This window comes from Pseudomonas sp. D1-36, assembly GCF_051132205.1.
Classification (GTDB): Bacteria; Pseudomonadota; Gammaproteobacteria; order Pseudomonadales; family Pseudomonadaceae; genus Aquipseudomonas.
The window spans coordinates 4,859,912-4,884,090 of the sequence record NZ_CP071674.1; the positions used below are offsets into that span (position 1 = coordinate 4,859,912).

The following is a 24,179-nucleotide window of genomic DNA, read 5'->3' on the forward strand; positions in this document are numbered from 1 at the left end:
TGTCACGCCAACAACTCCGCCGCCACCACGCTCCTCACCCCTTTACCGGCTAATGCTTCCACCAGCGCAAGGGCAAACACCAAGGCGGCGGCGGAACCCTGGGCGGTGATGCAATTGCCGTCCACCACCACCGGCTGGTCGACGAAGCTGCACCCGGACAGTTGCTGGCTCACGGCGGGCAGGCAGGTCATCCGGCGCTGGCGCAGCACGCCGAACGCCTGGAGCACCAACGCCGGGGCTTCGGCGATGGCGGCGAAGATGCGCCCGGCGGCCGCCTGGTCTTTGATCAACTGTTGCAAAGGCGGGTGGGCCGCCAGGTGTTGCACGCCGATGATGCCGCCCGGCAAGACGATCAAATCGAAATCCTGCACCAGCACGTCCACCAGCATGCCGTCGGCGGTCAGGCGCGTTCCGCGTGCGCAGGTGAGCATGCGACGGCCTTCGATACTCGCCACGACGACTTCAAGCTGCGCCCGGCGCAACACGTCGATCAGCGTCACCACCTGCAAATCATCAACGCCTTCAGCCACGGCGATCAGGACTCGGGGGATCTTGGTTCCAGGCATCATGGGCACTCTCCGCTGGGTGATCCTTCAAGACTAGTCAGCTTTGCCGGGCCCTGTCAGCCGAAGGTCGTCCACGGCATGTCATTTGATGTACAACTGGGTCGACATTCGGTTGCCCGGTGCGTTGATCGACACGTTGCTGAAGCTGAAGGTGCCTTCCTGCTTGCCCTTCAGATCGAAGATATACAAGTAGCCGACCGTTCGCCGGGCTCCGGTCGAACAATCATTGAGATTGCCATTGTCGTATGCACACACCGGTGAACGGGTGCCGTCGACCTCGAAGCCGTCCAGCGTGACATTTGGCTGGTGGCCTATGCCGAGCTCCAGCACGTAGACCTTGATATGCGGGCCACTGTGGTCGCAACGGGTTTGCGCCTGTCCTGCGGAAACGTCTTCGAAACCACAGGCCGGCGACTCGACCTTGAGCACCTTGACCTCGCTCAGCGGTGGTGCCGACGCGGCGTGCGCGACCGGCACGGCCAGCCCCAGGCCGAACACCCAGGCCCATGCAATGTTTTTCATGCGATACATCCCGACCGTCCGAAATCGGGCGCAGTATGGCCCAACTTTTGCCTGCGCACACTTATGCGACGCACACCGAGGATCGCAGCCACATCGCCGCGCTGCTATGATGCGCGGCTTTTTCCGACCCGCAGAAAATCCCGGCGCCCCTGGCGACCTGTGCTTTGCTGTTGAGGTCGATACATTCACGGCGCCGCGCGCGCCACGGGGAGCAGACATGCTGGAAAGGCTGTTTCAACTCAAGGCACACAATACCAACGTGCGGACTGAGATCCTGGCGGGCGTCACGACGTTCCTGGCCATGGCCTACATTCTGTTCGTCAACCCGAGCATCCTCGGCGAAACCGGCATGGACAAGGGCGCGGTATTCGTCGCCACCTGTCTGGCGGCGGCCATTGGTTCCACAGTCATGGGCCTGATCGCCAACTACCCGATCGCCCTCGCGCCGGGCATGGGCCTGAACGCCTTCTTCACCTACACCGTGGTCCTGCACATGGGCCATACCTGGCAAGTGGCGCTGGGGGCGGTGTTCGTCTCCGCCGTGCTGTTCTTTCTGCTATCGATCTTCCGCATCCGGGAATGGATCATCAACAGCATCCCGCTGCCGCTGCGCTCGGCCATCGCCGCCGGTATTGGCCTGTTCCTGGCGCTGATCGCCCTGAACAACGCCGGCATCGTGGTGAAAAACCCAGCGACCATGGTCGGCCTCGGCGACCTGAAGCAACCGGCGCCGATCCTGGCAACCCTGGGCTTCGTACTGATTGTCGCTCTGGAGGCGCTTAAAGTGCGCGGCGCGGTACTGATCGGCATCCTGGCGGTCACCATCGTCTCGATCCTGATGGGCTTCACGCCCTTTGGCGGCATCATTTCCGCGCCGCCATCCCTGGCCCCGACCTTCCTGCAACTGGACATCAAGGGCGCCCTGGACATCGGCCTGGTGAGCGTGATCTTCGCGTTCCTGTTCGTCGATCTGTTCGATAACTCCGGCACCCTGATCGGCGTCGCCAAGCGCGCCGGGCTGATGGGCAAGGACGGCCACATGCCGAAAATGGGCCGTGCGCTGATTGCCGACAGCACCGCCGCCATGGCCGGTTCGCTGCTAGGCACGTCGACGACCACCAGCTACATCGAATCGGCGGCGGGCGTCAGCGCCGGCGGCCGCACCGGCCTTACGGCGATCGTGGTCGCGATCCTGTTCCTGCTGGCGCTGTTCTTCTCGCCGTTGGCCGCCAGCGTCCCGGCCTTCGCCACCGCGCCGGCCTTGCTGTTCGTCGCGGTATTGATGACCTCCGGCCTGGCGGAAATCGACTGGGACGACGTTACCGTTGCCGCTCCGGTGGTGATCACTGCCCTGGCGATGCCGTTCACCTATTCCATCGCCAACGGCATCGCCTTCGGCTTCATCGCCTGGACCGCCATCAAACTGGTGTCCGGCCGCGGCCGTGAACTGAACCCGGCGCTGGTCATCCTTTCGATCCTGTTCGTTATCAAGTTGGGTTGGTTCAACGCATGACTTTTGATTCCCAGGCCTACACCACCCAGCTGCAAGACAAGGTCGTGCGCCTGCGCGACCTGCTGGCTCCGTTCGAGGCCCCCGAGCCCGAGGTGTTCGACTCTCCGCTACAGAACTTCCGCCTGCGAGCCGAATTCCGCCTGTGGCGCGAGGCCGGCGAACGCCATTACGCGATGTTTTCCCAGGAAGACAAGCGCACGCCGATCCTCATCGAAGCGTTCCCCATCGCCAGCCTGCGCATCAACCAATTGATGCCGCAGCTCAAGGCCGCCTGGCAAGCCAGCGCGCCGTTGAGCCACAAGCTGTTCCAGGTGGAGTTCCTGACCACCCTGGCCGGCGACGCGATGATCACCCTGTGTTACCACCGTCCGCTGGATGAACACTGGCACGCCGCAGCTTCGAAACTGGCGGCCGAGCTGGGCGTAAGCATCATCGGCCGCTCCAAGGGCAAACGCGAAGTGATCGGCCACGACTACGTGGTGGAGAAACTCCACGTGGGCGGCCGCACCTTCAGCTATCGCCAACCCGAAGGCGCCTTCACCCAGCCCAACGGCACGGTGAACCAGAAGATGCTCAACTGGGCTTATGAAGCCCTGGGCGATCGCAATGACGACCTGCTGGAGTTGTACTGCGGCAACGGCAACTTCACTCTGCCGCTGGCAACCCGTGTGCGCAAAGTGCTCGCCACTGAGATCAGCAAGACTTCGGTCAACGCCGCACTGAGCAACCTCAGCGAGAACGCGGTAGACAATGTCACGCTGGTGCGCCTGTCCGCTGAAGAGCTGACCGAAGCCCTGAACGAAGTTCGGCCGTTCCGGCGCCTGCAGGGCATCGACCTGAAAAGCTACGAATTCGGCAGCGTCTTCGTCGACCCGCCTCGCGCCGGCATGGACCCGGACACCTGCGAGCTGACCCGGCGCTTCGACAACATCCTCTACATCTCTTGCAACCCCGAAACCCTCGCCGCGAACATCGCGCAACTGAACGATACCCACCGCATCACGCGCTGCGCGTTGTTCGATCAATTCCCTTGGACCCACCACATGGAATCCGGGGTGTTGTTGACGCGGCGCTGAGTCCTCCCTTTCGGGGTGAAGGATTACCCTGTGGCGAGGGGATTTATCCCCGCTGGGCTGCGAAGCGGCCCTCTGCTCTGTCTTGTCTGGCCTCTTGCGAGTGCTGCGCACTCGAGCGGGGATAAATCCCCTCGCCACAATTGCTCTCCCTCACCTTTCGGCCGGCAATGTTCGATCATCGAACACTTATTGCCCGACAACCGCTGCTTTATTTGACCAAATTAACCATCTAGTACAATTTATCTCCACCGGCTGAAACCCGCCGAGACCAACAATAAAAATGTGGAGATTGTGCGATGCCTCCGATCGTTCTGGTGCTCAACGGCCCGAACCTGAACCTGCTCGGCACCCGCGAGCCGGCGACCTATGGCCACGAAACCCTGGCCGATATTTCCGCGCTGTGCGGCCGCGCCGCCGAGGAGTTCGGCCTGACCGTGGAATTTCGCCAGACCAACCAGGAGGGTGAATTGATTGATTGGATTCACGGCGCCCGAGGCCGGTGCGGCGGTATCGTCATCAACCCGGCGGCCTGGACCCACACCTCCGTGGCGATCCGCGATGCCCTGGTGGCGAGCGAAGTGCCGGTCATCGAAGTCCATCTTTCCAACGTCCACGCCCGCGAGACGTTTCGCCACCACTCCTTCGTCTCATCCGTCGCCATCGGCGTGATGTGCGGGTTTGGCAGCCATGGTTATCGCCTGGCCCTCGAACATTTCAGTCATCGGTTGAAGGGTTGAGCGCATGCCGAACGTCACTGTACTGGCCGGCCTGATCGGCGCGGGTATCCAGGCGTCTCGCACGCCAGCGCTGCACGAGCGCGAAGGCGATGCCCAAGGCATGCGTTACCTGTATCGACTGATCGATCTCGACGCGCTGAAACTCGACAGCAGCGCCCTGCCCGACTTGCTGATGGCCGCCGAACGCATGGATTTCACCGGCCTGAACATCACCTTTCCTTGCAAGCAGGCGGTCATACCTCTGTTGGATGACCTTTCGGCGGAAGCGCGGGGAATCGGCGCGGTGAACACCGTGGTGCTCAAGGACGGCAAGCGCATCGGCCATAACACCGACTGCCTGGGTTTCGCCGAAGGTTTTCGTCGAGGCCTGGGCGATGTCGCGCGCAACCGCGTGGTCCAGATGGGCGCTGGCGGCGCTGGCGCAGCGGTGGCCCACGCCTTATTGGTGGAGGGCGTGGAGACGCTGAGCATTTTTGATGTCGAGGTCAGCCGTGCCGAGGCATTGGCCAACAACCTGAACCAACACTTCGGCGCCGGTCGCGCCCGTGCCGGGCATGACCTTCCCGCTGCCATGGCCGAAGCCGACGGCTTGGTGAACACCACGCCCATGGGCATGGCAAAACTGCCGGGCATGCCGGTGCCGGTCGAGTTGTTGCGGGGCGACCTGTGGGTGGCGGAGATTGTGTATTTCCCGCTGGAAACCGAACTGCTGCGCAACGCCCGCGCGCTCGGCTGCCGCACACTGGACGGCGGCACCATGGCAGTGTTCCAGGCGGTGAAGGCGTTCGAACTGTTCAGCGGCGTGGCGCCGGATGCGGGGCGGATGCTGGCGCATTTTCAGAGCATGAATCCCTGAAGCTCGCGACAAACTCCCTGAGGGAACTTGTGGGAGCGAGCTTGCTCGCGATAGCGGTGGATCCGTTGATATCAACGTGACTGACATGCCGCCATCGCGAGCAAGCTCGCTCCCACATAGGCTCGCTCCCACAAGGTCTGCATAGGTTCAGGATCAGGCCTGCAAGTACCGCAACACCGACTCACACACCATCTGTCGGTGCCGCTGCTTGACCGCTTCGTCCGACAAGTCGATCTGAAAGATCTCACCAAACGTCTGGCGGTTCGACACCCGGTAGAAGCAGAACGAACTGATCAGCAAATGTACATCCAGCGGTTCCAGGCCGGCGCGGAACACCCCTTCTTCGGCGCCGCGACGCAGGATCACGCCCAGGGAGTCGAGGATGGTATTGGTCATCGCCTTGATTGCACCAGACTGTTTCACGTACTCGGCGTTGTGGATGTTTTCAATGCAGACGATACGCACGAAATCCACGTTGCGGTCGTGGTGATCGAAGGTGAATTCCACCAGGCGCCGGATCGCCTCGACTGGCGCCAGCTCTGCCAGATGCAGGCGGCTTTCGGTGGTGCGGATATCGCCGTAGAGTTTCTCCAGCACCTCCACGTACAGCTGTTCCTTGCTGCCGAAGTAGTAATAGATCATGCGCTTGGAGGTGTGGATGCGCTCGGCGATAGCGTCGACCCGAGCGCCCGCCAGGCCTTGCTGGACAAACTCGACGATGGCTTCCTGGAGAATGTTCTCCCGGGTTTTCTCCGGGTTGTTCTTGCGACTCTTGCGCGGCGCGGCGACAGGTTCGTCGAGGGCTGCGGAAAGCTCTGGATTCATAGTCATTGCGGGCTCACGGCCGTCACTGCACAGGTTGGCGATTATGGGCCGCACCGGGCAGTGAAGGAAGCCAAGGCACTGCCCTTTACCGCCATCGTTACGATTTCCCTACAACTTGGCGTGCCGCACGCCGCCACTGCGGGACTTGGCCATGGCCGCCAGGCGCACCGCGACGTTGGCGGCGCCGTACCCCGCGTAACCGTTCTTGCGCTGGATGATTTCGAAGAAGAAACGCCCTTCGAACGGCTCGGTATAGACATGAAACAGCTCGCCACCCTGGGCATCCCGGTCGTACAGCACGTTGAAGTATGCCAGCTCGCTGAGGAACTCATCGTCGAAATCGAAACGCGCCGCCAGGTCGTCGTAGTAGTTGAGGGGGATGTCCAACAACGGCACCCCGGCCTCCTTGGCACAACTGACCTGGGCAAAGATGTCATCGCAATCGAAGGCAATGTGATGCACGCCGGAACCGCGATAACTCGACAGCGCATGTGAGATTGCGGTGTTGCGGTTCTCGGAAATGTTCAACGGCAAGCGAATCGAGCTGCAGCGGCTGCGCAGCGCACGGCTTTTCACCAGGCCATACGGGTCCGGCAGTACCACTTCGTCGTCGGCCTCGAAGTCCAGCAGGCTCTTGTAGAACAGCACCCAGCTGTCGAGGCTGTCGGCCGGCAGGGCCATCGCCATGTGGTCGATGCGCTTGAGCCCGGCGCCGATGGCGGCAGCGGGCTGCAGATTGAAGTCGGTGCCGTAGACGTCGGCGTCCTGATCCACCAGGTAGATCAGGCTGCTGTCCGGCGCGCGTACCGCCGCCAGCTCCAGTTCATTGGGCCCGACGAGCCCGCGATACGGCTGGCCCTTGTAGGCCACGGCCCGTTTCAGGGCGCTGGTGCTGTCCTTGACGCGTACCGCCATGGCGCACAGCGAAGGGCCGTGGGCCTCGAAAAAACTATGGGCGAAGGAATACGGCTCGCAATTGAGGATCAGGTTGATATCGCCCTGGCGGAACAGGCAGACGTTCTTGGAGCGATGCTGGCCGGCCTTGACGAAGCCCAGGCGCTCCAGCCAATGGGCGAGCTTGGCGCCGAGATTGTCGTCCACGGCAAATTCAAGGAACTCGATGCCGTTGTATTCGCTGGCCGCAGGGGTCTCGAACAGAATTTCAGGCGTCTGCGCGGGCGCTTCCTCGGCCAGGCGCTGGCGCGTCTTCTCTTCCAGGTACAGCAGTGAACGCAACCCATCGGCTGCATTGGCCCTGGGCGGCGCGGCGCGAAAGCCGTCGTTGAAGATTTCCAGCGACAGCGGCCCGGTATAGCCGCTCTTGATGATCGGCGCGAGGAATCCCGGCAAATCGAATTCGCCCTGACCCGGGAAACAACGGAAGTGCCGGCTCCATTCCAGGACGTCCATCGCCAGGATCGGCGCATCGGCCATTTGCACGAAGAAGATTTTCTCGCCTGGAATCTCGGCGATGGCGCTGGGGTCGCCCTTGAGCGACAAGGTATGGAAACTGTCGAGCAGCACGCCCAGGTTCGGGTGATCGGCTTGGCGGACGATGTTCCAGACCTGTTGATAAGTATTGACGTGCCGGCCCCATGCCAACGCTTCATAACCGATGCGCAAGCCTCGGGCGCCGGCCCGCTCGGCCAGCAGCCGCAGGTCATCGACCAGTATCCGTTCGTCGCCGACGCTGTCGGCCGAAGCATTGCTGCACACCAGCACCAGGTCGGTGCCCAACTCCTGCATCAAGTCGAACTTACGCTCGGCTCGCTCCAGGTTGCGCGCCAGGCGATCCCGGCGGCATCCTTCAAAATCTCGAAAGGGTTGGAACAGCGTGATGGCAATGCCCAGGTCGGCGCACATCTGCCTGATTTCCCGAGGGCTGCCGTCGTAGTAAAGGAGATCGTTCTCGAAAATCTCCACACCGTCAAAACCGGCGGCGGCAATGGCTTCGAGTTTTTCCGGCAGGGTACCGCTCAAGGAAACAGTGGCAATGGAACGCTGCATGACTTCGGCTCCCGGGACTGGCGTCGGCTACAAAAAATGCGCCGCTTTTTAAAAGAGTCGGGGGATTATTGAGCTGCCGGTTTCTTTGGGCAATTTAATATGTACCATCCGGTTAGTTTTTTGGGCGATTATCGAACACTATGCCCGATCAGCGAATTGACGATTTTTTGTCCACTGCCCACCATCGACATCACATTGTTGCCAAGCCTCAATGCAGACCCAGACCACGCCATAAGAATTTCAAGAACGGGTGACCCTATGATTCCTTCCCAAAGTTCCCGCCTGGCCCACGGCCCGGTTGTCGCCAGCGGTGGCATCGGCGACAAGATCCGTGGCGCGATGGCCGTGGGCAAGACCCGTTGGGGCATGCTCGCCCTGGTATTTTTCGCCACGACCCTGAACTACATCGACCGCGCCGCCCTCGGAGTCATGCAGCCGATCCTGGCGAAGCAGATGAGCTGGACGGCGATGGACTACGCCAATATCAATTTCTGGTTCCAGGTCGGTTACGCGGTCGGTTTCGTGCTGCAAGGGCGGTTGATCGACAAAATCGGCGTCAAGCGCGTGTTCTTCTGCGCCGTGCTGCTCTGGAGCCTGGCGACCGGCGCCCACGGCTTGGCTACCTCGGCGGTGGGCTTCATGGTCTGCCGCTTCATCCTTGGCCTGACCGAAGCCGCCAACTACCCGGCCTGCGTGAAAACCACGCGGTTGTGGTTCCCGGCGGGCGAACGCGCCGTGGCCACCGGCATCTTCAATGCCGGGACCAACGTCGGCGCGATGTTCACCCCAATGCTCCTGCCGCTGATCCTGCACGTCTGGGGCTGGCAGGCCGCGTTCCTGTGCATGGCGGCCCTGGGCGGTATCTGGCTGGTGTTCTGGGGCCTGAAATACTTCAACCCCGAAGACCACCCGAGCGTGAAGCAGTCGGAACTGGACTACATCCAGGCCCAGGAAGAACCGGACCCGGTAAGTGTTCCGTTCTCCCGCATCCTGCGCATGCGCGGCACCTGGGCATTCGCCCTGGCCTACTCGATCACCGCGCCGGTGTTCTGGTTCTACCTTTACTGGCTGCCGCCGTTCCTGAACCAGCAATACAACCTGGGCATCAACGTGACCCAGATGGGCATCCCATTGATCATCATTTACCTGACCGCCGATTTTGGCAGTGTCGGCGGGGGGATCCTGTCGTCATTCCTGATCGGCCGCGGGGTCAATCCGATCAAGGCGCGACTGATGTCCATGCTGCTGTTCGCTTGCTGCATTGTCGGGGTGATCATGGCGGCCGGCTCCAGCAGTTTGTGGGTGGCGGTACTTGCGATTTCCCTGGCCATCGGCGCGCACCAGGCCTGGACCGCGAACATCTGGAGCCTGGTCATGGACTACACGCCCAAGCACATGATGAGCACGGTGTTCGGCTTCGGCGGCATGTGCGCGGCCATCGGCGGGATGTTCATGACTCAGTTGGTGGGGCACATCCTCACCATCACTAACAACAACTACACCGTGCTGTTCACCCTGATCCCGGCGATGTACTTCATCGCGCTGGCCTGGATGTACTTCATGGCGCCGCGCAAGGTGCCTACCCTGGAAAATTGATGGGGCTATAACGCCCCGTGGCGAGGGAGCTTGCTCCCGCTCGATTGCGCAGCGATCGCAAAAAAGCGAGGGCCGCTTCGCAGCCCAGCGGCAGCAAGCTCCCTCGCCACAAACGTCAGCGCCAACCCTCAGGGGTGTGTGCAGCCCGTTATCTGCGCCGCTGTTGCCACGCCGCCGCCAACCCGCTCAAGCAGATCAGCGTAATACCCACCACCGTCGTCAGCGTCGGCGTATGGCTGAAAAACAACCAGCCCAGCAGCCCGGCAAAGATGATCTGGCAATACCCGAACGGCGCAAGCAGCGCCGGGGCGGCGAAGCGGAAAGCCTGGGTCAGCATCAAATGCGCGGTCATCCCGCACGCCCCCAGCGCCAACATCATCAAGCCGTGGGTCACGCTCGGCACCTGCCAGAAGAACGGCACCAAGGCGCTCATCACTAGCGTATTGCACAGTCCGGCGAAAAAATTGCTGGTCGTGGGGCTGTCTATCTCGGCGAGTTTGCGCGTGAGCAGTTGATAAAAGCAGAAGAACAGCGCCGAACAGAACGGCAACAACACCGCCGGCGTGAACAAATCGCCACCGGGGTGAACAATGATCAACACCCCGATGAAACCGAAGATCACCGCGATCCACTGACCACGTGTCACATGCTCGCCCAGCAGCGGTACCGACAATGCCGTGACCAGCACGGGGGCGAGGAAGTTGACCGCCGTCGCCTCCGCCAATGGGATGAACATCAGCGAGGTGGTAAAAAACAAACTGGTGCCTAACAGGCATAAAGCCCGGGCAACCTGCCACAACGGGCGCTTGGTACGCAGCACCCGCAACCCCGAACGTGGCAGGAAAATACCCGCCATCAACAAGGTGTGCACCACGTAACGGGCCCATACCACCATGATGATGGGATAGAAACCCGAGAGATATTTGGACAACGCATCGTGACTGGAGAACAAAAACGTTGCGACCAGAATAAGCACGATGCCCTTGAAAGCCTGATTGACGCCGGAGAGCGGAGTGCTGATGGTCATGAAGGAAACCTGCGTTGCTTGATATTGAGGCCGGACGCACAGTGCAGTTATTGGGCCAGCGAGGGTTCCGATAAGTTCTGGATCCCAAGTGTAATGAAAAATCCACAGCCGGACAGGATCGGCTCGCCGATGAACCAAAATCCCCGGCGGTTGCCTGACTGCTCAAGCGCGACGCGCGCCTTGAACGCCTGAGGGCTAGACTCATCGCCACGGCAGTCATTTCTTCGCAGGGCCATTCAGAGGATTTCCCACATGTTATGGAAAAAAGGTCGCCGCAGTGACAACGTGGTGGATGCCCGGGGTGACGGTGGGGGCGGCGGCGGGATGCGTTTCGGCGCTGGCAAGGGGCTGAGCCTGACGGCCATCATCCTCATCGTCGGCATCGGCTGGATCACCGGCCAGGACCCGATGCAGATTCTCGGACAACTCACCGGGCAGATGGAACAAGGTTCCGCGCCCACCTCTTCGCAATCCCGCCAGGCGCCACCGGCCAACGATGAGCAGGCGGAATTCGTGCGCTCGATTTTGGGTGATACCGAGGACACATGGGGCCAGGTCTTCCAGCAGGCCGGGCGCCAGTACCAGCAACCGAAGCTGGTGTTGTTCAGCGGTCGGGTCAATTCTGCATGCGGCCTGGCATCCTCGGCCACCGGACCGTTCTATTGCCCGGCAGACCGACAGGTCTACCTGGACATGAGTTTCTTCCATGAAATGTCCCAGCGTTTCTCCGCCGCCGGGGACTTCGCCCAAGCCTACGTCATCGCCCACGAGGTCGGCCACCACGTGCAGACCCTGCTCGGCGTGTCGGCGAAAATCCAGGAGGCGCGCCAGCAAGGCCGGCAAATGGAAGGCGACGGCGGTTTGCTGGTGCGCCAGGAATTGCAGGCCGATTGCCTGGCCGGCGTCTGGGCCAATCACGCGCAGAAACGCCTCAACTGGCTTGAGCCAGGGGACATTGAGGAAGCCTTGACCGCCGCCAATGCCATCGGCGACGACCGCCTCCAGCAGCAAGGCCAGGGCCGCGTTGTGCCGGACTCCTTCACTCACGGCACTTCGGCCCAGCGGGTGCGCTGGTTCAAGACCGGTTTCGCCCAGGGCCAGGTCAGCCAGTGCGACACCTTCGCAGCGAAAAACCTGTAGATGAAGTGGGCGGCGTTGATCGGGCTGGTGCTCTGTTGCGCCGTTGCCCAGGCCGAGGAACACGGCGTCCAGGCGGTCGCCCAGGGGCGCCTGCTGCTCAAGGGCGGGATCATGGCCGTTGCCGTGAGCCCGCCGCCGGCTTCGATCGAGCGGGTGTTGATCATCCTTCACGGTCGGCTGCGCAATGCCGACACTTACCTTCACAGCGGTGAAAAGGCCGCCGCGCAGGCCGGTCAATCGACCACGACGTTGATCATCGCCCCGCAGTTTCTCAACGAACTGGATGCGGCACGTCATCAGTTGCCCGCCGACCTCCTGCGCTGGCAAGGCAACGACTGGATGGCGGGCGGCTTGTCCATCGGACCGAATCCGGTCAGTTCATTTCAAGTGCTGGACGACATCGTGGCGCGGGTCAGCGACCGACAGCAGTTTCCAGAAGTGAAGGAAATCGTCATCGCCGGCCATTCCGGTGGCGCCCAGGTGGTGCAGCGCTACGCCCTGCTCGCCCACGGCACGTATCGCATCGCGCCTCGGTTCGTCATCGCCAATCCATCGTCGTATGCCTATCTTGACGCGCAACGGCCCATGGCGTTCGACCCGGCCAGTTGCCCGGCTTTCAATCGCTGGAAATATGGCTTGGAGTACCTGCCCGCCTATGCGTCCGGACAAACCGCCACGCAGCTCGAAGATCAATACATCAAGCGCGACATCACTTATTTGCTGGGACAACAGGACATCGACCCGGAGCATCCGGCGCTGGACAAAGGCTGCGAGGCTCAGACCCAAGGGGCGTATCGCTTACTGCGCGGGCATTTCTTTTTCGACTACCTGACGCGGCGCCATCCGCAAGGACTCAATCAGCGGCTGATCGAAGTGCCAGGGGTTGGGCATGATGGGGATGGGATGTTCAATTCGCCGGAGGGGCTACAAGTATTGTTTGGGCAGTAAGTCTTGTGGCGGCGTATCGGGCCTCATCGCGAGCAAGCTCGCTCCCACAGTGGGCCTGGTGCAGACACAAATCTTGCGCTCGACGGAAATCTCCTTGTGGGAGCGAGCTTGCTCGCGATGACGATCAATCAGCCAACCGACCTCTCAAGCCGACAACATCCGCCGCAACTCCTCGCAATCCCGCGCATGCCAGTCCGTCAATTCAGGCCAGGGATTGTCCGGCAGGTTCACCAACACCGTCCGCGCCCCCGCTGCACGGCCGCAGTCCAGGTCAAAGCGGTAATCCCCCACCATCACCATCGAGCCGGGCGCCACTTCCCACGCCTCGGCCAGTTTCAACAGGCCACCGGGGTGCGGTTTGGGCGGTGCCTCGTCGCGGCCCAGCACGTCTTGCACCGCAAAACAGTCAGCCAGGCCGATGGCTTCGAGGGTGATATGCGCCAGCTCGCGGGCATTGCGGGTCAGGATGCCCAGGCGGTACCCACGCCCGGCCAGCTCACGCACCAATTCGACCGCCCCCGGCGCGGGCTTGGAGCCCAGCGCCAGGTCCCGCTCGTGCTCCAGCAACCAGGCGTGCTTGGCGGCGGCTTCTTCCGCGGGCAATGCCGCCAGGTGCGTAAGGATGTCGTCTTCGGCCGGAATCGCCAGGGCGACGCGGATCGCGGCGAAATCATGCACGGCAATGGTCAGCGTGCCATCCATGTCGAACACCCAATGGCGCACATCGGACAGGCTCATGCCCAGTCCTTGCGATGGCGGATGAGGCCTTCCTGGGTCACCGATGCCACCAACTGCCCGGCGCGGTTGAACACGCTGCCTCGGGAGAATCCACGGGAATTTCCGGCCCACGGGCTGTCCATGGCATAGAGTAACCAGTCATCGGCGCGCAGGTCGGCATGGAACCACAACGCGTGGTCAAGACTGGCGACCTGCATATCCTTGTGCCACACCGACTTGCCGTGGGGCAGCAGCGAGGTGGTCAACAGGCCGAAATCCGACGCGTAGGCCAGCAGGTATTTGTGCAGGGCCGGGATGTCCGCCAAGGCGCCATCGGCACGGAACCACACGTATTTGACCGGATCGGCCGGTTGCGGGTTGTAAGGGTCTTTTTCGGTGACCGGACGCACCTCGATCGGCTTGGGGCAAAGCAGTTTTTCGCGCATGTGCTCGGGCAGCAGATGGGCGCGCTGCTGGGTCAGCTCCAGCTCGGACGGCAGGTTCTCCGGCCCGACGACTTGCGGCATGGTGCTCTGGTGCTCGAAACCCTGCTCGTCATATTGGAACGATGCGCTGCAGGTGAAGATCGGATTGCCCTTTTGAATCGCCGTGACCCGCCGGGTACTGAAACTGCCGCCGTCCCGTACGCGGTCTACCTGATAGACCACCGGCAGGGCCGCATCGCCCGGACGCAGAAAATAACCATGCATCGAATGCACGTGGCGCGCCTCTTCCACGGTCTGGCTGGCCGCCGACAACGACTGGCCCAATACCTGGCCGCCGAACAACTGGCGAAACCCCAGGTCCTGGCTACGACCGCGAAACAGGTTCTCTTCGATCGGTTCCAGGGTCAGCAGGTCGACCAGATCTTCCAACACGTGGCTCATTCAGACTTTCCTCACACAGCGCAAAAACCGCGCAGTCTACGCTGCGGCGGCGGATCGATAGTGGCCCGGGCCATTTTGGTGGGCATTGTAACGTCCGTGTCGGCTAACCGTGCAGAGTCTGCAACCACTGCTCCCGGTCAATGCGATAGAGCACATGGTGACGCAATGGATGACCGACCGCGAGCTTTGGATGTTCGAAGTCATCGGCCGGGTCGTGGTGCATGCCGATGGCCTGCATGACCTTCTGCGACGGCAGGTTGTCGGTGGCGGTAAACGCCACCACCTCGTCCAGCCCCAGGCGGTCGAAGGCGCAACGCAACGCCGTCCACGCCGCTTCGCTGGCATAGCCGAACCCCCAATGCTCGCGGGCCAGGCGCCAGCCGATTTCCACCGCCGGGGTAAAATGCGCGTCGAATCCGACCACGCCCAGCCCGGTAAAGCCAATGAAAGCGCCAGTATCCTTGCGCTCCAACGCCCACAAACCAAAACCATGCTCTGCAAAATGCCCGCGCACGCGGCCGATCAACGCAGCGCTTTCCAGGCGACTCAAGGGTGCCGGAAAATAACGCATCACTTGCGCATCGGCAGACATGGCCGCGAACGTGGGCAAATCATCGTCGCGCCATTGCCGCAGTATCAACCGTGCGCTTTCCAGTTCCAGTATCGGCTCCATCTTCACTCCCTTTCCATGCCCCAGAGTCTACATCGCTGGTAGGATCCGTGGCTCAACCACCACTGAAAACACCATGCCGCTACCGTTGATCTACCACGAAGACTACAGCCCAGAATTCCCAGCGGAACACCGCTTCCCCATGGACAAGTTCCGCCTGCTGCGCGATCACCTGGTGGAGAGCGGCCTGGCCCGGGACACAGACCTGCTGCGTCCCGCCCTGTGCCCGCCGGAGATTCTCGCCCTGGCCCATGACCGCGCTTATATCGAACGCTACATGGGCGGCGAGTTGTCCCGCGAAGACCAACGGCGACTTGGCCTGCCCTGGAGCGAAGCCCTGGCGCGGCGAACGGTGCGCGCCGTGGGTGGCTCGCTCCTGGCCGCCGAAAAGGCGCTTGAACACGGACTGGCCTGTCATCTGGCCGGCGGCACCCATCACGCCCACTACGACCACCCGGCCGGCTTTTGCATTTTCAATGACCTGGCGGTGATCAGCCGCTACTTCCTGGCCAGCGGCCGGGTTTCGCGCGTGTTGATTTTCGACTGCGACGTGCACCAGGGTGACGGTACGGCTCGAATACTCCATGACACTCCAGACGCCGTGACAGTTTCCCTGCACTGTGAAAAGAATTTTCCCGCACGCAAGGCGCAGAGTGACTGGGACATTCCACTGCCGATGGGCATGGAAGACGCTGCGTACCTTAAAGTCGTGGACGATGCGCTAAATTATCTGCTGCCGCTCTACCAGCCGGACCTGGTGCTGTACGACGCCGGCGTCGACGTACACAAGGATGACGCCCTCGGTTACCTGAAACTTACCGACGAAGGCCTCGCCGCCCGGGACGAAAGCGTCATGCGCCATTGCCTGGGGCGGGACATTCCGGTAGTGGGCGTCATCGGCGGGGGCTACAGCAAGGACCGCAAGGCCCTGGCCCGGCGCCACGGGATCCTGCACCACAGCGCACAAAAGGTCTGGGAGTCATCAGGCTGTCATTGAAATCTGGGCGCTTTACCACAATGCCTGTGGAGCGGCCTGTGGATAACCTGAGCGAAACGGCTTACAGCCTATGGCGCGTATAGCTTGCGTAGATGTGGTTGTTTTTTGATCACGTACTCAGAAGGCATCACATTCAAATGTGGGAGCGAGCCTGCTCGCGATAGGGGCATGTCAGTCGACATGGATGTTACAGATCCGCCGCTTCGCGAGCAGGCTCGCTCCCACAGGAGTTTGTACTGATAGAATGCCGCGCTATTCCTCGTTTCCGCAGTTCACACCATGACCTCGACCACCCAGCCCTCCTCCCCACACATCGCCATCATCGGCGGCGGCCCCGCCGGCTTGATGGCAGCCGAGGTGTTGAGCCAGGCCGGTGTCCAGGTCGACCTGTACGACAGCATGCCGTCGGTGGGCAGGAAATTTCTATTGGCGGGCGTGGGCGGCATGAACATCACCCATTCCGAAGCGTTCCCGGCGTTCCTGTCCCGCTACGGCGAACGCTCGCCAAATATCGCCCCGCTGCTGCGGGCATTCGGCGCGGATGAGTTGTGCCAATGGATACAGGGCCTGGGCATCGACACGTTTGTGGGCAGCTCGGGGCGCGTCTTTCCGACCGACATGAAAGCCGCCCCACTGCTGCGCGCCTGGCTCAAGCGCCTGCGGGACGCCGGGGTGGTGATCCACACCCGCCACCGCTGGCTTGGCTGGAGCCCCGACGGCGGCTTGCGCATCGCCAGCCCGGACGGTGAAAAAACCTTGTTCCCCGACGCAACGCTGTTGGCGCTGGGCGGCGGCAGTTGGTCGCGCCTGGGCTCCGATGGCGCCTGGATGCTGTCGCTGGAACAGCGCGGCGTGGCGTTGGCACCCTTGCAACCGAGCAATTGCGGATTCGACGTGGCCGCCTGGAGCGACTTCATGATCGGCAAGTTCGCCGGTGCCCCGCTCAAGAACATCGCCATCGGCCTCAACGACGATGTGCCACGCCTGGGCGAATGCGTAATCACCGCCACCGGCCTCGAAGGCAGCTTGATCTATGCCCTGTCGGCAGCGATTCGCGAGGCCATCAACCAGCACGGCAGCGCGACCATTCATCTGGACCTGTTGCCAGGCCGGCCTGTGGATAAAATCCTCCAGGCCTTGAACAAACCACGCGGGTCACGCTCGATGGCCAAGCACTTGCACAGTCAATTGGGGCTCGACGGGGTCAAGGCAGCGCTGTTGCGCGAGCTGACGTCCGCCGATTGCTTCGCCGACATGGCGCGGCTGGCGAAAGCGATCAAGGCCTTGCCGGTCACGCTGGTGAAAACCCGTCCACTGGACGAAGCCATCAGCAGCGCCGGCGGCGTGACCTTCGAAGCGCTGGACGAACGGCTGATGCTCAAGCAATTACCCGGCGTTTTCTGCGCGGGGGAAATGCTCGACTGGGAAGCACCGACCGGCGGCTACCTGCTCACGGCGTGCGTTGCCAGTGGCCGGGCGGCGGGGTCGGGGATACTGGAGTGGTTACAGCGCCTGGATTGAAAACCTGGGCGCGGCCATCGCGAGCAAGCTCGCTCCCACAGAAGATCTGTGGTGCATACAGGATCTGTGAACACCTGAGCACCACTGTGGGAGCGAGCTTGCTCGCGATAGCGGTATATCAGGCGCAGCAATATCAAGGCTTACGCTTACGCGGCCCAGTGTTGAAGACCGGCACTTTGCGCACAGGCTTGACCGAAGGTTCCACAGGCGCAGCGTCGCCACTGTCCACCCACTTGCCCAGATTGCGCTTGCCGCCGCCACCGGAGGTCTTTGGTTTCTTCGGCTTCTTCGGTTTTTTGATGACCTGGCCGCTGGAATCGGTCTCCGGCACGCGGTGTTCAGGCTCGAAATCCTGTTCCATCTGGCGCGGCAATGTCTGACGGGTCAGGGTCTCGATGGCCGACAGCAGGTTCACTTCATCGGCGCAGACCAGGGAAATCGCCTGGCCCGTAGCACCTGCCCGGCCCGTACGGCCGATGCGGTGGATGTAGTCCTCGGCCACGATTGGCAGGTCAAAGTTCACCACCAACGGCAAGTCCTCAATGTCCAAGCCACGGGCGGCGACGTCGGTGGCTACCAGTATCTGCACTTCGCTGGCCTTGAAGCGATCCAGCGCGCGCTGGCGGGTCGCCTGGGGTTTGTCACCGTGGATGCCGTCGGCATTCACACCGAGGCCCTGGAGTTTTTCCACCAGCGCATCGACGCCGTTGCGGGTCTTAGCGAACACCAGCACCTGCTTCCACTTGTGCTTGCGCATCAGGTGAATGAACAGTTCCGGCTTGCGCTTCTTGTCCACCGTCACCACCCATTGCTTGACGGTATTGGCAGCCACGTTGCGCGGGCTCACTTCGATGCTCAGCGGGTCGTTGAGCATCTGCCCGGCCAACAGGCGGATCGCATCGGAGAAGGTCGCCGAGAACAGCAGCGTCTGGCGCTTCTTCGGCAATGCCTTGTAGATGTTCGCCAGCTCTTCGGAGAAACCCAGGTCGAGCATGCGGTCGGCTTCGTCCAGCACCAGCGTTTGCAATTGGTTGAACTTCAGCGCGTTCTGGCGGAACAGATCGAGCAAGCGGCCCGGCGTGGCCACCAGCAAGTCGACACCTTTGCGCAACTTCATCATCTGCGGGTTGATGCTGACACCGCCATATACGGCGTAGGTGCTCAAAGGCAAGTGCTGCGCATATTGGCGCACGCTTTCGTGGACCTGCTCGGCCAGCTCGCGGGTCGGCACCAAAATCAGCGCACGCACCGAGTTGGCGGCGACTTTCGGCCCTTCGGTGGTCAGCAACTGCAACAGCGGCACGGCGAAACCGGCGGTCTTGCCGGTGCCGGTCTGGGCCGCGGCCATCAGGTCGCGCCCGGCGAGCACGGCCGGCATGGCTTGGGCCTGGACCGGGGTCGGAGTCTGGTAGCCGAGCGTCTCGAGGGCGCGCAGCAGGGGTTCGATCAGGCCAAGGGTGGCGAAAGTCATGGAGGTACCGTAGGAAAAATCAGCGCAGGGTGTGCAATGCGCGGCAGTTTACCCTAAATCAGGATTCGGCCGGTGCGGGCTTGGGCTTGCGCCACTGGGGCAAACCGATCAGCACCACGGCGCTGATGATCACCAGCATCGCCAAGGCTTCCTCGATACCAATGGTCTCACCGGCGAAGACGATCCCCAGCAACACCGCCACCGCCGGGTTGACGTAGGCATAGCTGGTGGCCGCGGCCGGGCGCACATGCTTGAGCAGATACATGTAGGCGTTGAAGGCAATGATCGAACCGAAACCGATCAGGTAGACCAGCGCGAACCAGCCTTCCAGCGGCGGCATGTGGTCCAGACGTTCGCCGCTGGCAAAGCTGCCGATCAATAGCACCACGCCGGCCACCAGCATCTCCACGGCGCTGGCCATCGCTCCCGCCGGCAACGGCAGATGTTTGCTCAGTACCGAACCGAAGGCCCAGGAAGCCGCCGCGAACACCAGCAAGGCCGCCCCCAACGGGCTCGATTGCAGGTTGGAGCCCAGGTTGAGCATGGCGATGCCGATCAATCCCAACACAATACCGGCCCATTCGAGACGGGTATTACGCGCGCCCCAGAAATATCCACAGAGTAAGGTAAACAAAGGCACCGTCGCCACGGCCAACGCCGCCACCCCCGACGCCACGCCCATGTGCTCGGCGATGCTCACCGCACCATTGCCGAACGTCAGCAACAGCACGCCGATGAGCGCCCCGGCCTTCCATTGCGCCCAGGTCGGTGCCGGCGCCCCGCGCCAGCGCAGGAAGCCGTACATCAGCGATCCGGCGATCACGAAGCGAATCCCGGCCAGCAGCAACGGCGGCCAATGCTCGACGCCAATGCGAATCACCAGGTAGGTCGAGCCCCAGATGACGTACAAGGCAAAAAAAGCAGCGATCAGAGGCAAGGGGAAACGGCGTGGGCCAGGCATGTTCAGCTCGAAGTCAGGACGATGAAACCTGTCATTCTAAAAAGGCGATCGACAGAAATTAAGTTACAAAATCTGTTTATCCGAGCCATACACTTTTCAAGACACGACAGATCTCAGATCAACACGACCCATCCTGTGGGAAGGTTTCGCGGTGTACTCAGAACCCGCGATGGCGTTTGAGGTGTTCGTTGATCTTCGCCGCCGGCACTTTTTGCAAGCTGCACAGCAAGTCATGGGACAACGCCCGCAGCCCATGCTTTTCTCGCAGTTCCGAGGCCAGGTGCGCGGTGAGGTTGGCGGCCATTTCGGCGTCGGCCATGGCGCGGTGAGCCTGGCCGGTGTGGGGCAAGCCGGCGAAAGTGTTGAGGGTGCCAAGCTTGTGGTTCGGCGCCGCTGGCATCAAGCGCCGGGCCAGTAACAGCGAGCAGGCAAAGTTCTGCAAGCGGGTGCGCTTGATGCGTCCCAATTCGAAATCCCAGAACTTCTGGTCGAACGCGGCGTTGTGGGCCAGCAGCGGCGTGATGCCGACGAATTCGTTGACCTCGTTCATCACTTTTTCCGCCGGGGGTGCGCTGCGCAACATGGCGTTGCTGATGCCGGTGAGCTGTTCAATGAAGGCGGGGACGCGAACGCCCGCGTTCATCAGGCTCTGATAACGGTCGACGATCCGGCCCCGTTCAAGGATCACCACGGCGATTTCGGTGGCCCGGCAGCTGCTGCTCGGGGTGATGCCGGTGGTTTCAAAGTCGATGACTGCGATGCGTTCCAAACCTGTGGGGCTCCTTGAAGATCAGTTCTTGAGCAGCAGCGCGCCTTCAATGGGCACGTAGCGGCTGGCGGCGCGGATCAGCGAGTTGGCGGTCAGCCCCGGTACACCGTAGGCCACCGCCTGCACGCCATGCTTGCTGATGATGCGTTCGAGCAGCATGTCGAAATCGCCGTCGCCGGAGGCCAGCACCACCTCATCGACGTGATCGGCGGCGTCCATGATGTCCAGCGTGATGCCCACGTCCCAGTCGCCCTTGGCCGAGCCGTCGCTGCGCTGGATATAGGGCTTGAGCTTCACGGTGAAACCCAGGTTGCGCAGGATCTGCTGGAACTGTTGTTGCTTGCTGTCGCCGCGATCGATCGCGTAGGCATAGGCCTCGACGATCTGACCCTGTTTGCTGACATCAGCCCACAACGCCGCATAGTTGAAATGGCAGCCGTAGGCTTGGCGCACGGTGTAATAGAGGTTCTGGACATCGGCGAACACTGCGATTTTTTTCACCGCGTTTCCTCATGAGTGCACACGCGCGCAGGCCACCAGGCCCGAAAAGTCGCCCAGTATGCCAGCCTCAAGGAATGTTCCGCGAATAATCGGCCCGAGGCGGCTGGGCGCCTCGGACGAATGGCAGGTCAGACGAAGGAGTCGTCGTCGCCGAAGAAGGACGAATCGTCGCTGTAATCCGCGTCGCTGAAACCGCCCGGGTCGTTGTCGTAGGTACTGTTGTCGGCCGTGCGCGAGTCATCGCCCCAACCGTTGCCACTGTTATCAACCGTGTCATTGACGGGTTGGGCCGGTTCTTCCTTGAGAATCTCAACGATTTCCTGAGGCTGATTGCTATGGAAAAGGCTGCTGATGCCTTGCGCCAGCATCACGCCACCGGCCACGCCCGCTGCGGTTTTCAGCGCACCGCCCAGGAAGCTGCCCGCCGCTGGGGCTTGCTGCGGCGGCGCGCCATAGTTGCCGGGCGCTGCGCCGAAGCCTTGCTGTGTCGGCGTATTAAAAGATGGCCGTGCCGGTTCGCGCCAGCCGCCACCGCTGGGTGCCGGCGCGCTTGCGGGACGTGAATCTCGGTTGCTGCCGCCGAAGATGCTTGAAAGAAAGCCACCGCCACCGCTTGGCGCCGATGCCTGGTTGCGCGCCTGCTGCAACTCGGCTTGCAATTGCTCGACCTGCTGGGCGAGTTGCTTGTTCTGCTCGTCCAGTCGCTTGATCGCCGCCTCTTGCACCAGGATCGCCTGGGCCATGAAATAGCCCGCCGCAGGCTGCTTGGCCAAATGCTCCTTGATCCGCGCCTCAGCCTGGGCGTCGCGCGGGGCTGAATCCTTTTCGGCCTGTTGCAACCGTGAAAACAGTCCATCGATCAGGGTTTGTTCTTCGCTGTTCATGGCGACCTCATCAGATTGCCGAATAAAAAACCAGGCCGGTCCGCAAAAGACCGGCGCCCGTTTGTAATGGGGCCCGCCAAGACGCTTTCAATGGTCTTTACCTGATGTTTACGTTTGTTTATGCGGGCAGCTGATGGGTAAAGTGTCGGACCGCTTTTCTGAACTGCGATACCGACCCATGAATCCGTTAGAAGTACTGCGTGACTCCTTGTATTTTTTCAAGCGCCATCTGGGCCGGATCGCCCAGTTGTGCCTGCCGCTGGTGATACTTGAAGCCGTGCTGCAACAAGGGGTGGACAGCGCCGTCGGGGCCGAGGGCTTTTCCGGTTACAGCGTGATCGTCGGGCTGTTGGTATACCCGCTGTACACCGCGGCGTTGATTCTGTTTCTTGACGCCCGCAGTCGTGGCGAAGCCCCCCGCCCTCGCGACCTGCTCGCGGCCTCGCTCCTACAATGGCCACGCTTTGCCTTGCTGACCGCCCTCAATACGCTGTTGATCCTGATTGGCATCTCGTTGTATTTCCTGCCAGGGCTTTGGCTGATGGTTGTCCTCGCCTTTGGTGAGTATCTGGTGGTACTCAAAGGCTTGGCACCACTGGCCGCGATGAAGGAAAGCCTGCGCATGAGCCGCGGTCATTTCTGGCGGATCCTGCTGTGTATCCTGGCGGTGATGATCCCGCTGTGGCTGCTCAAGGGCGCCAGCGTCTCGGTGTATCCGCCGCCGCAAAACCCCTTGGTCAGTTTGCTGATCGACAGCATCCACAGCTTCCTGCAATTGTTCACTACGGTGGTGCTGTTCCGAATGTTCATGTTGATTGTAGAAAAACCTGAGCCATGACCCGCCTGCTGCGATACGCCCTGCTGGGCCTGCTGTTGATTGTCGGGATCGGCGCCTTTTCGGTTTATGGCCTGACCTGGCGTCCACAGGCCCGGGAAACGCTGCCCGTCAGCTGCGCCGCCAACGCCGCGCCGCTGATACCCGGCCAGGCCTTGAAAGTCATGACCTGGAACGTCCAGTTCCTGGCCGGCAAGCGCTATGTGTTCTGGCACGACCTGGCCCAGGGCAACGATGAAAGCCCGACTCCTGAAGACATGGCCTTCAGTCTGGACGAAGTGGCTCGGGTCATTCGCGACGAGCAACCAGACGTGGTCTTGCTCCAGGAACTGGACAACGGCGCCAAGGCCAGCGAGTACCAGGACCAGCTCAAGCTGTTGCAGGAACGCCTGGCCGACCTCTACCCGTGCGGCACCAGCGCCTTCGATTGGAAAGCCGACTTCATTCCCGATCCGCGCATCTTCGGCAGCGTCGGCCGACAGCTGGCGACGCTGAGCCGCTACCGCATCGACCATGCCGAGCGGGTGCAATTGCCGGTGGCCGATGGGAACTTCATCAGCCGTCAGTTCCAGCCGAAAAACGCCTTGCTCGTGAGTTACCTGGCCCTTAACGGCGGCGGTCAACTGGCGGTGCTCAATACGCACCTGGAGCGAGCCACGCAGCTGCACGACACGGCGCGCAGGCAGGTCGAAGCCATTTCCAAGTCCCTCGACAAGCTCGAGTCCGCTGGCACGCCCTGGCTGATCGGGGGCGATTTCAACCTGTTGCCCCTGGGCCAATACCGGCGCCTGTCGATCGAACAGCGCTCGCCCTACTCCGCGGACAGCGAGCTACATTTGCTGTGGGACAAATACCCGATGATCCCCACCAACAACGAGGCCAGCGGTCTCGACCGCACGCACTGGCTGACCCACTACCCCAACGACCCCGGCCTCAACGGCCCCGACCGCACCGTCGATTACCTGTTCTACAGCCCACGCCTCAAACGGGTCGAAGCCCAGGTCCGACAGGACGACACGTTGCGCATTTCCGATCATTTGCCGGTGATTGCGCGGTTTTTGTTGCCGGCGATGCCCTGATCAAACACCTTGCGGGAGCCCTCTGTGGGAGCGAGCCTGCTCGCGAAGACGGCATCAGAGTCGACGAACATGTT

General features: G+C 61.9%; 24 protein-coding genes. 11 read left to right on the top strand and 13 right to left on the bottom strand.

The genetic code is table 11. The features are described 5' to 3' along the window. Positions 1–2 precede the first annotated feature (2 nt). The gene (locus J3P76_RS21790; RefSeq protein WP_420767286.1) at positions 3–569 is read right to left on the bottom strand and encodes a DJ-1 family glyoxalase III; all 567 of its coding nucleotides are present in this window, start codon (positions 567–569) and stop codon (positions 3–5) included. A 78-nt stretch (positions 570–647) separates the two neighbouring features. Continuing rightward, positions 648–1,088 (bottom strand): DUF4879 domain-containing protein, encoded by a 441-nt coding sequence (locus tag J3P76_RS21795; RefSeq protein ID WP_420767287.1) that lies wholly within the window; start codon positions 1,086–1,088, stop codon positions 648–650. A gap of 217 nt (positions 1,089–1,305) precedes the next feature. On the opposite strand from J3P76_RS21795, the gene J3P76_RS21800 reads away from it, so the two are divergent. From J3P76_RS21800 to J3P76_RS21815, 4 genes are all read left to right on the top strand, one after another. Continuing rightward, positions 1,306–2,601: an NCS2 family permease gene (locus J3P76_RS21800; protein ID WP_420767288.1), complete on the top strand. Its 1,296-nt coding sequence runs from the start codon at positions 1,306–1,308 to the stop codon at positions 2,599–2,601. Continuing rightward, positions 2,598–3,677 carry a tRNA (uridine(54)-C5)-methyltransferase TrmA gene (gene trmA / locus J3P76_RS21805; protein WP_434701229.1) on the top strand — a complete coding sequence of 360 codons (1,080 nt, stop codon included), beginning with the start codon at positions 2,598–2,600 and terminating at the stop codon, positions 3,675–3,677. Before J3P76_RS21800 ends, trmA begins: the two co-directional genes overlap by 4 nt. 296 nt (positions 3,678–3,973) lie before the next feature. After that, positions 3,974–4,414, top strand: coding sequence for a type II 3-dehydroquinate dehydratase (gene aroQ, locus J3P76_RS21810; protein WP_420767290.1), 441 nt, complete (start codon positions 3,974–3,976; stop codon positions 4,412–4,414). A gap of 4 nt (positions 4,415–4,418) precedes the next feature. Beyond that, positions 4,419–5,270 carry a shikimate dehydrogenase gene (locus J3P76_RS21815; RefSeq protein ID WP_434609451.1) on the top strand — a complete coding sequence of 284 codons (852 nt, stop codon included), beginning with the start codon at positions 4,419–4,421 and terminating at the stop codon, positions 5,268–5,270. A 153-nt stretch (positions 5,271–5,423) separates the two neighbouring features. On the opposite strand, the gene J3P76_RS21820 is transcribed toward J3P76_RS21815, so the two are convergent. After that, a complete protein-coding gene (locus tag J3P76_RS21820) occupies positions 5,424–6,101 on the bottom strand; it encodes a TetR/AcrR family transcriptional regulator (RefSeq protein ID WP_420767292.1) in 678 nt (225 codons plus the stop codon). Positions 6,102–6,203: 102 nt separating this feature from the next. Beyond that, positions 6,204–8,102, bottom strand: coding sequence for a 3-dehydroshikimate dehydratase QuiC (gene quiC, locus J3P76_RS21825; RefSeq protein WP_434701230.1), 1,899 nt, complete (start codon positions 8,100–8,102; stop codon positions 6,204–6,206). Positions 8,103–8,360: 258 nt separating this feature from the next. Here quiC and J3P76_RS21830 point away from each other — a divergent pair, with 258 nt between their 5' ends. After that, positions 8,361–9,698 carry an MFS transporter gene (locus J3P76_RS21830; protein ID WP_434701231.1) on the top strand — a complete coding sequence of 446 codons (1,338 nt, stop codon included), beginning with the start codon at positions 8,361–8,363 and terminating at the stop codon, positions 9,696–9,698. Between the two features lie 148 nt (positions 9,699–9,846). Here J3P76_RS21830 and J3P76_RS21835 read toward each other — a convergent pair whose 3' ends face one another. Then, the gene (locus tag J3P76_RS21835) at positions 9,847–10,725 is read right to left on the bottom strand and encodes a DMT family transporter (RefSeq protein ID WP_249873253.1); all 879 of its coding nucleotides are present in this window, start codon (positions 10,723–10,725) and stop codon (positions 9,847–9,849) included. A gap of 252 nt (positions 10,726–10,977) precedes the next feature. Between J3P76_RS21835 and ypfJ the strand changes: the two genes are divergently transcribed. Both ypfJ and J3P76_RS21845 read left to right on the top strand, forming a co-directional pair. Then, complete coding sequence (ypfJ, locus tag J3P76_RS21840; protein WP_434701232.1) at positions 10,978–11,865, top strand: KPN_02809 family neutral zinc metallopeptidase; 888 nt, start codon at positions 10,978–10,980, stop codon at positions 11,863–11,865. Further along, positions 11,866–12,813, top strand: coding sequence for an alpha/beta hydrolase (locus tag J3P76_RS21845; protein ID WP_420767296.1), 948 nt, complete (start codon positions 11,866–11,868; stop codon positions 12,811–12,813). A 144-nt stretch (positions 12,814–12,957) separates the two neighbouring features. Here J3P76_RS21845 and J3P76_RS21850 read toward each other — a convergent pair whose 3' ends face one another. The 3 genes from J3P76_RS21850 to J3P76_RS21860 form a co-directional block, all read right to left on the bottom strand. Further along, a complete protein-coding gene (locus J3P76_RS21850) occupies positions 12,958–13,551 on the bottom strand; it encodes an HAD family hydrolase (RefSeq protein ID WP_420767297.1) in 594 nt (197 codons plus the stop codon). After that, positions 13,548–14,417, bottom strand: coding sequence for an acyl-CoA thioesterase II (gene tesB, locus J3P76_RS21855; protein ID WP_181289449.1), 870 nt, complete (start codon positions 14,415–14,417; stop codon positions 13,548–13,550). Before tesB ends, J3P76_RS21850 begins: the two co-directional genes overlap by 4 nt. Before the next feature lie 103 nt (positions 14,418–14,520). Then, positions 14,521–15,090, bottom strand: coding sequence for a GNAT family N-acetyltransferase (locus tag J3P76_RS21860; protein WP_434609436.1), 570 nt, complete (start codon positions 15,088–15,090; stop codon positions 14,521–14,523). 73 nt (positions 15,091–15,163) lie between these two features. Between J3P76_RS21860 and J3P76_RS21865 the strand changes: the two genes are divergently transcribed. Together J3P76_RS21865 and J3P76_RS21870 are read left to right on the top strand one after the other, a co-directional pair. Then, positions 15,164–16,084, top strand: coding sequence for a histone deacetylase family protein (locus J3P76_RS21865; RefSeq protein WP_434701233.1), 921 nt, complete (start codon positions 15,164–15,166; stop codon positions 16,082–16,084). 279 nt (positions 16,085–16,363) lie between these two features. Then, a complete protein-coding gene (locus J3P76_RS21870; protein ID WP_434701234.1) occupies positions 16,364–17,605 on the top strand; it encodes a TIGR03862 family flavoprotein in 1,242 nt (413 codons plus the stop codon). A gap of 133 nt (positions 17,606–17,738) precedes the next feature. Here the strand turns inward: J3P76_RS21870 and J3P76_RS21875 are convergent, their stop codons facing one another. The 5 genes from J3P76_RS21875 to J3P76_RS21895 form a co-directional block, all read right to left on the bottom strand. Next, complete coding sequence (locus tag J3P76_RS21875) at positions 17,739–19,076, bottom strand: DEAD/DEAH box helicase (protein WP_434701235.1); 1,338 nt, start codon at positions 19,074–19,076, stop codon at positions 17,739–17,741. 58 nt (positions 19,077–19,134) lie between these two features. Further along, the gene (gene yedA / locus J3P76_RS21880) at positions 19,135–20,037 is read right to left on the bottom strand and encodes a drug/metabolite exporter YedA (protein ID WP_420767303.1); all 903 of its coding nucleotides are present in this window, start codon (positions 20,035–20,037) and stop codon (positions 19,135–19,137) included. Between the two features lie 157 nt (positions 20,038–20,194). Then, complete coding sequence (locus tag J3P76_RS21885; RefSeq protein ID WP_420767304.1) at positions 20,195–20,806, bottom strand: 3'-5' exonuclease; 612 nt, start codon at positions 20,804–20,806, stop codon at positions 20,195–20,197. 21 nt (positions 20,807–20,827) lie between these two features. Then, a complete protein-coding gene (locus J3P76_RS21890) occupies positions 20,828–21,307 on the bottom strand; it encodes an NYN domain-containing protein (protein WP_030140338.1) in 480 nt (159 codons plus the stop codon). 128 nt (positions 21,308–21,435) lie between these two features. After that, on the bottom strand, positions 21,436–22,191 hold the full coding sequence (locus J3P76_RS21895) for a DUF2076 domain-containing protein (RefSeq protein ID WP_434649951.1): 756 nt from the start codon (positions 22,189–22,191) through the stop codon (positions 21,436–21,438). A gap of 178 nt (positions 22,192–22,369) precedes the next feature. On the opposite strand from J3P76_RS21895, the gene J3P76_RS21900 reads away from it, so the two are divergent. Both J3P76_RS21900 and J3P76_RS21905 read left to right on the top strand, forming a co-directional pair. Beyond that, positions 22,370–23,029 (top strand): hypothetical protein, encoded by a 660-nt coding sequence (locus J3P76_RS21900; protein ID WP_434562168.1) that lies wholly within the window; start codon positions 22,370–22,372, stop codon positions 23,027–23,029. Beyond that, positions 23,026–24,105 carry an endonuclease/exonuclease/phosphatase family protein gene (locus J3P76_RS21905; RefSeq protein ID WP_434701236.1) on the top strand — a complete coding sequence of 360 codons (1,080 nt, stop codon included), beginning with the start codon at positions 23,026–23,028 and terminating at the stop codon, positions 24,103–24,105. The genes J3P76_RS21900 and J3P76_RS21905 overlap by 4 nt, the downstream gene beginning before the upstream one ends. Positions 24,106–24,179 lie beyond the last annotated feature (74 nt).

Excerpts from the sequence above, each read along its gene's own strand:
- J3P76_RS21895 (WP_434649951.1), bottom strand. The coding sequence starts at position 22,191 with ATGAACAGCGAAGAACAAACCCTGATCGATGGACTGTTTTCACGGTTG.
- tesB (WP_181289449.1), bottom strand. The coding sequence starts at position 14,417 with ATGAGCCACGTGTTGGAAGATCTGGTCGACCTGCTGACCCTGGAACCG.
- J3P76_RS21790 (WP_420767286.1), bottom strand. The coding sequence starts at position 569 with ATGATGCCTGGAACCAAGATCCCCCGAGTCCTGATCGCCGTGGCTGAA.
- yedA (WP_420767303.1), bottom strand. The coding sequence starts at position 20,037 with ATGCCTGGCCCACGCCGTTTCCCCTTGCCTCTGATCGCTGCTTTTTTT.
- J3P76_RS21900 (WP_434562168.1), top strand. The coding sequence starts at position 22,370 with ATGAATCCGTTAGAAGTACTGCGTGACTCCTTGTATTTTTTCAAGCGC.
- aroQ (WP_420767290.1), top strand. The coding sequence starts at position 3,974 with ATGCCTCCGATCGTTCTGGTGCTCAACGGCCCGAACCTGAACCTGCTC.
- J3P76_RS21875 (WP_434701235.1), bottom strand. The coding sequence starts at position 19,076 with ATGACTTTCGCCACCCTTGGCCTGATCGAACCCCTGCTGCGCGCCCTC.
- J3P76_RS21905 (WP_434701236.1), top strand. The coding sequence starts at position 23,026 with ATGACCCGCCTGCTGCGATACGCCCTGCTGGGCCTGCTGTTGATTGTC.
- J3P76_RS21830 (WP_434701231.1), top strand. The coding sequence starts at position 8,361 with ATGATTCCTTCCCAAAGTTCCCGCCTGGCCCACGGCCCGGTTGTCGCC.
- J3P76_RS21815 (WP_434609451.1), top strand. The coding sequence starts at position 4,419 with ATGCCGAACGTCACTGTACTGGCCGGCCTGATCGGCGCGGGTATCCAG.
- J3P76_RS21865 (WP_434701233.1), top strand. The coding sequence starts at position 15,164 with ATGCCGCTACCGTTGATCTACCACGAAGACTACAGCCCAGAATTCCCA.
- quiC (WP_434701230.1), bottom strand. The coding sequence starts at position 8,102 with ATGCAGCGTTCCATTGCCACTGTTTCCTTGAGCGGTACCCTGCCGGAA.
- J3P76_RS21850 (WP_420767297.1), bottom strand. The coding sequence starts at position 13,551 with ATGAGCCTGTCCGATGTGCGCCATTGGGTGTTCGACATGGATGGCACG.
- J3P76_RS21800 (WP_420767288.1), top strand. The coding sequence starts at position 1,306 with ATGCTGGAAAGGCTGTTTCAACTCAAGGCACACAATACCAACGTGCGG.
- J3P76_RS21820 (WP_420767292.1), bottom strand. The coding sequence starts at position 6,101 with ATGACTATGAATCCAGAGCTTTCCGCAGCCCTCGACGAACCTGTCGCC.
- trmA (WP_434701229.1), top strand. The coding sequence starts at position 2,598 with ATGACTTTTGATTCCCAGGCCTACACCACCCAGCTGCAAGACAAGGTC.
- J3P76_RS21835 (WP_249873253.1), bottom strand. The coding sequence starts at position 10,725 with ATGACCATCAGCACTCCGCTCTCCGGCGTCAATCAGGCTTTCAAGGGC.
- J3P76_RS21860 (WP_434609436.1), bottom strand. The coding sequence starts at position 15,090 with ATGGAGCCGATACTGGAACTGGAAAGCGCACGGTTGATACTGCGGCAA.
- J3P76_RS21845 (WP_420767296.1), top strand. The coding sequence starts at position 11,866 with ATGAAGTGGGCGGCGTTGATCGGGCTGGTGCTCTGTTGCGCCGTTGCC.
- J3P76_RS21795 (WP_420767287.1), bottom strand. The coding sequence starts at position 1,088 with ATGAAAAACATTGCATGGGCCTGGGTGTTCGGCCTGGGGCTGGCCGTG.
- ypfJ (WP_434701232.1), top strand. The coding sequence starts at position 10,978 with ATGTTATGGAAAAAAGGTCGCCGCAGTGACAACGTGGTGGATGCCCGG.
- J3P76_RS21870 (WP_434701234.1), top strand. The coding sequence starts at position 16,364 with ATGACCTCGACCACCCAGCCCTCCTCCCCACACATCGCCATCATCGGC.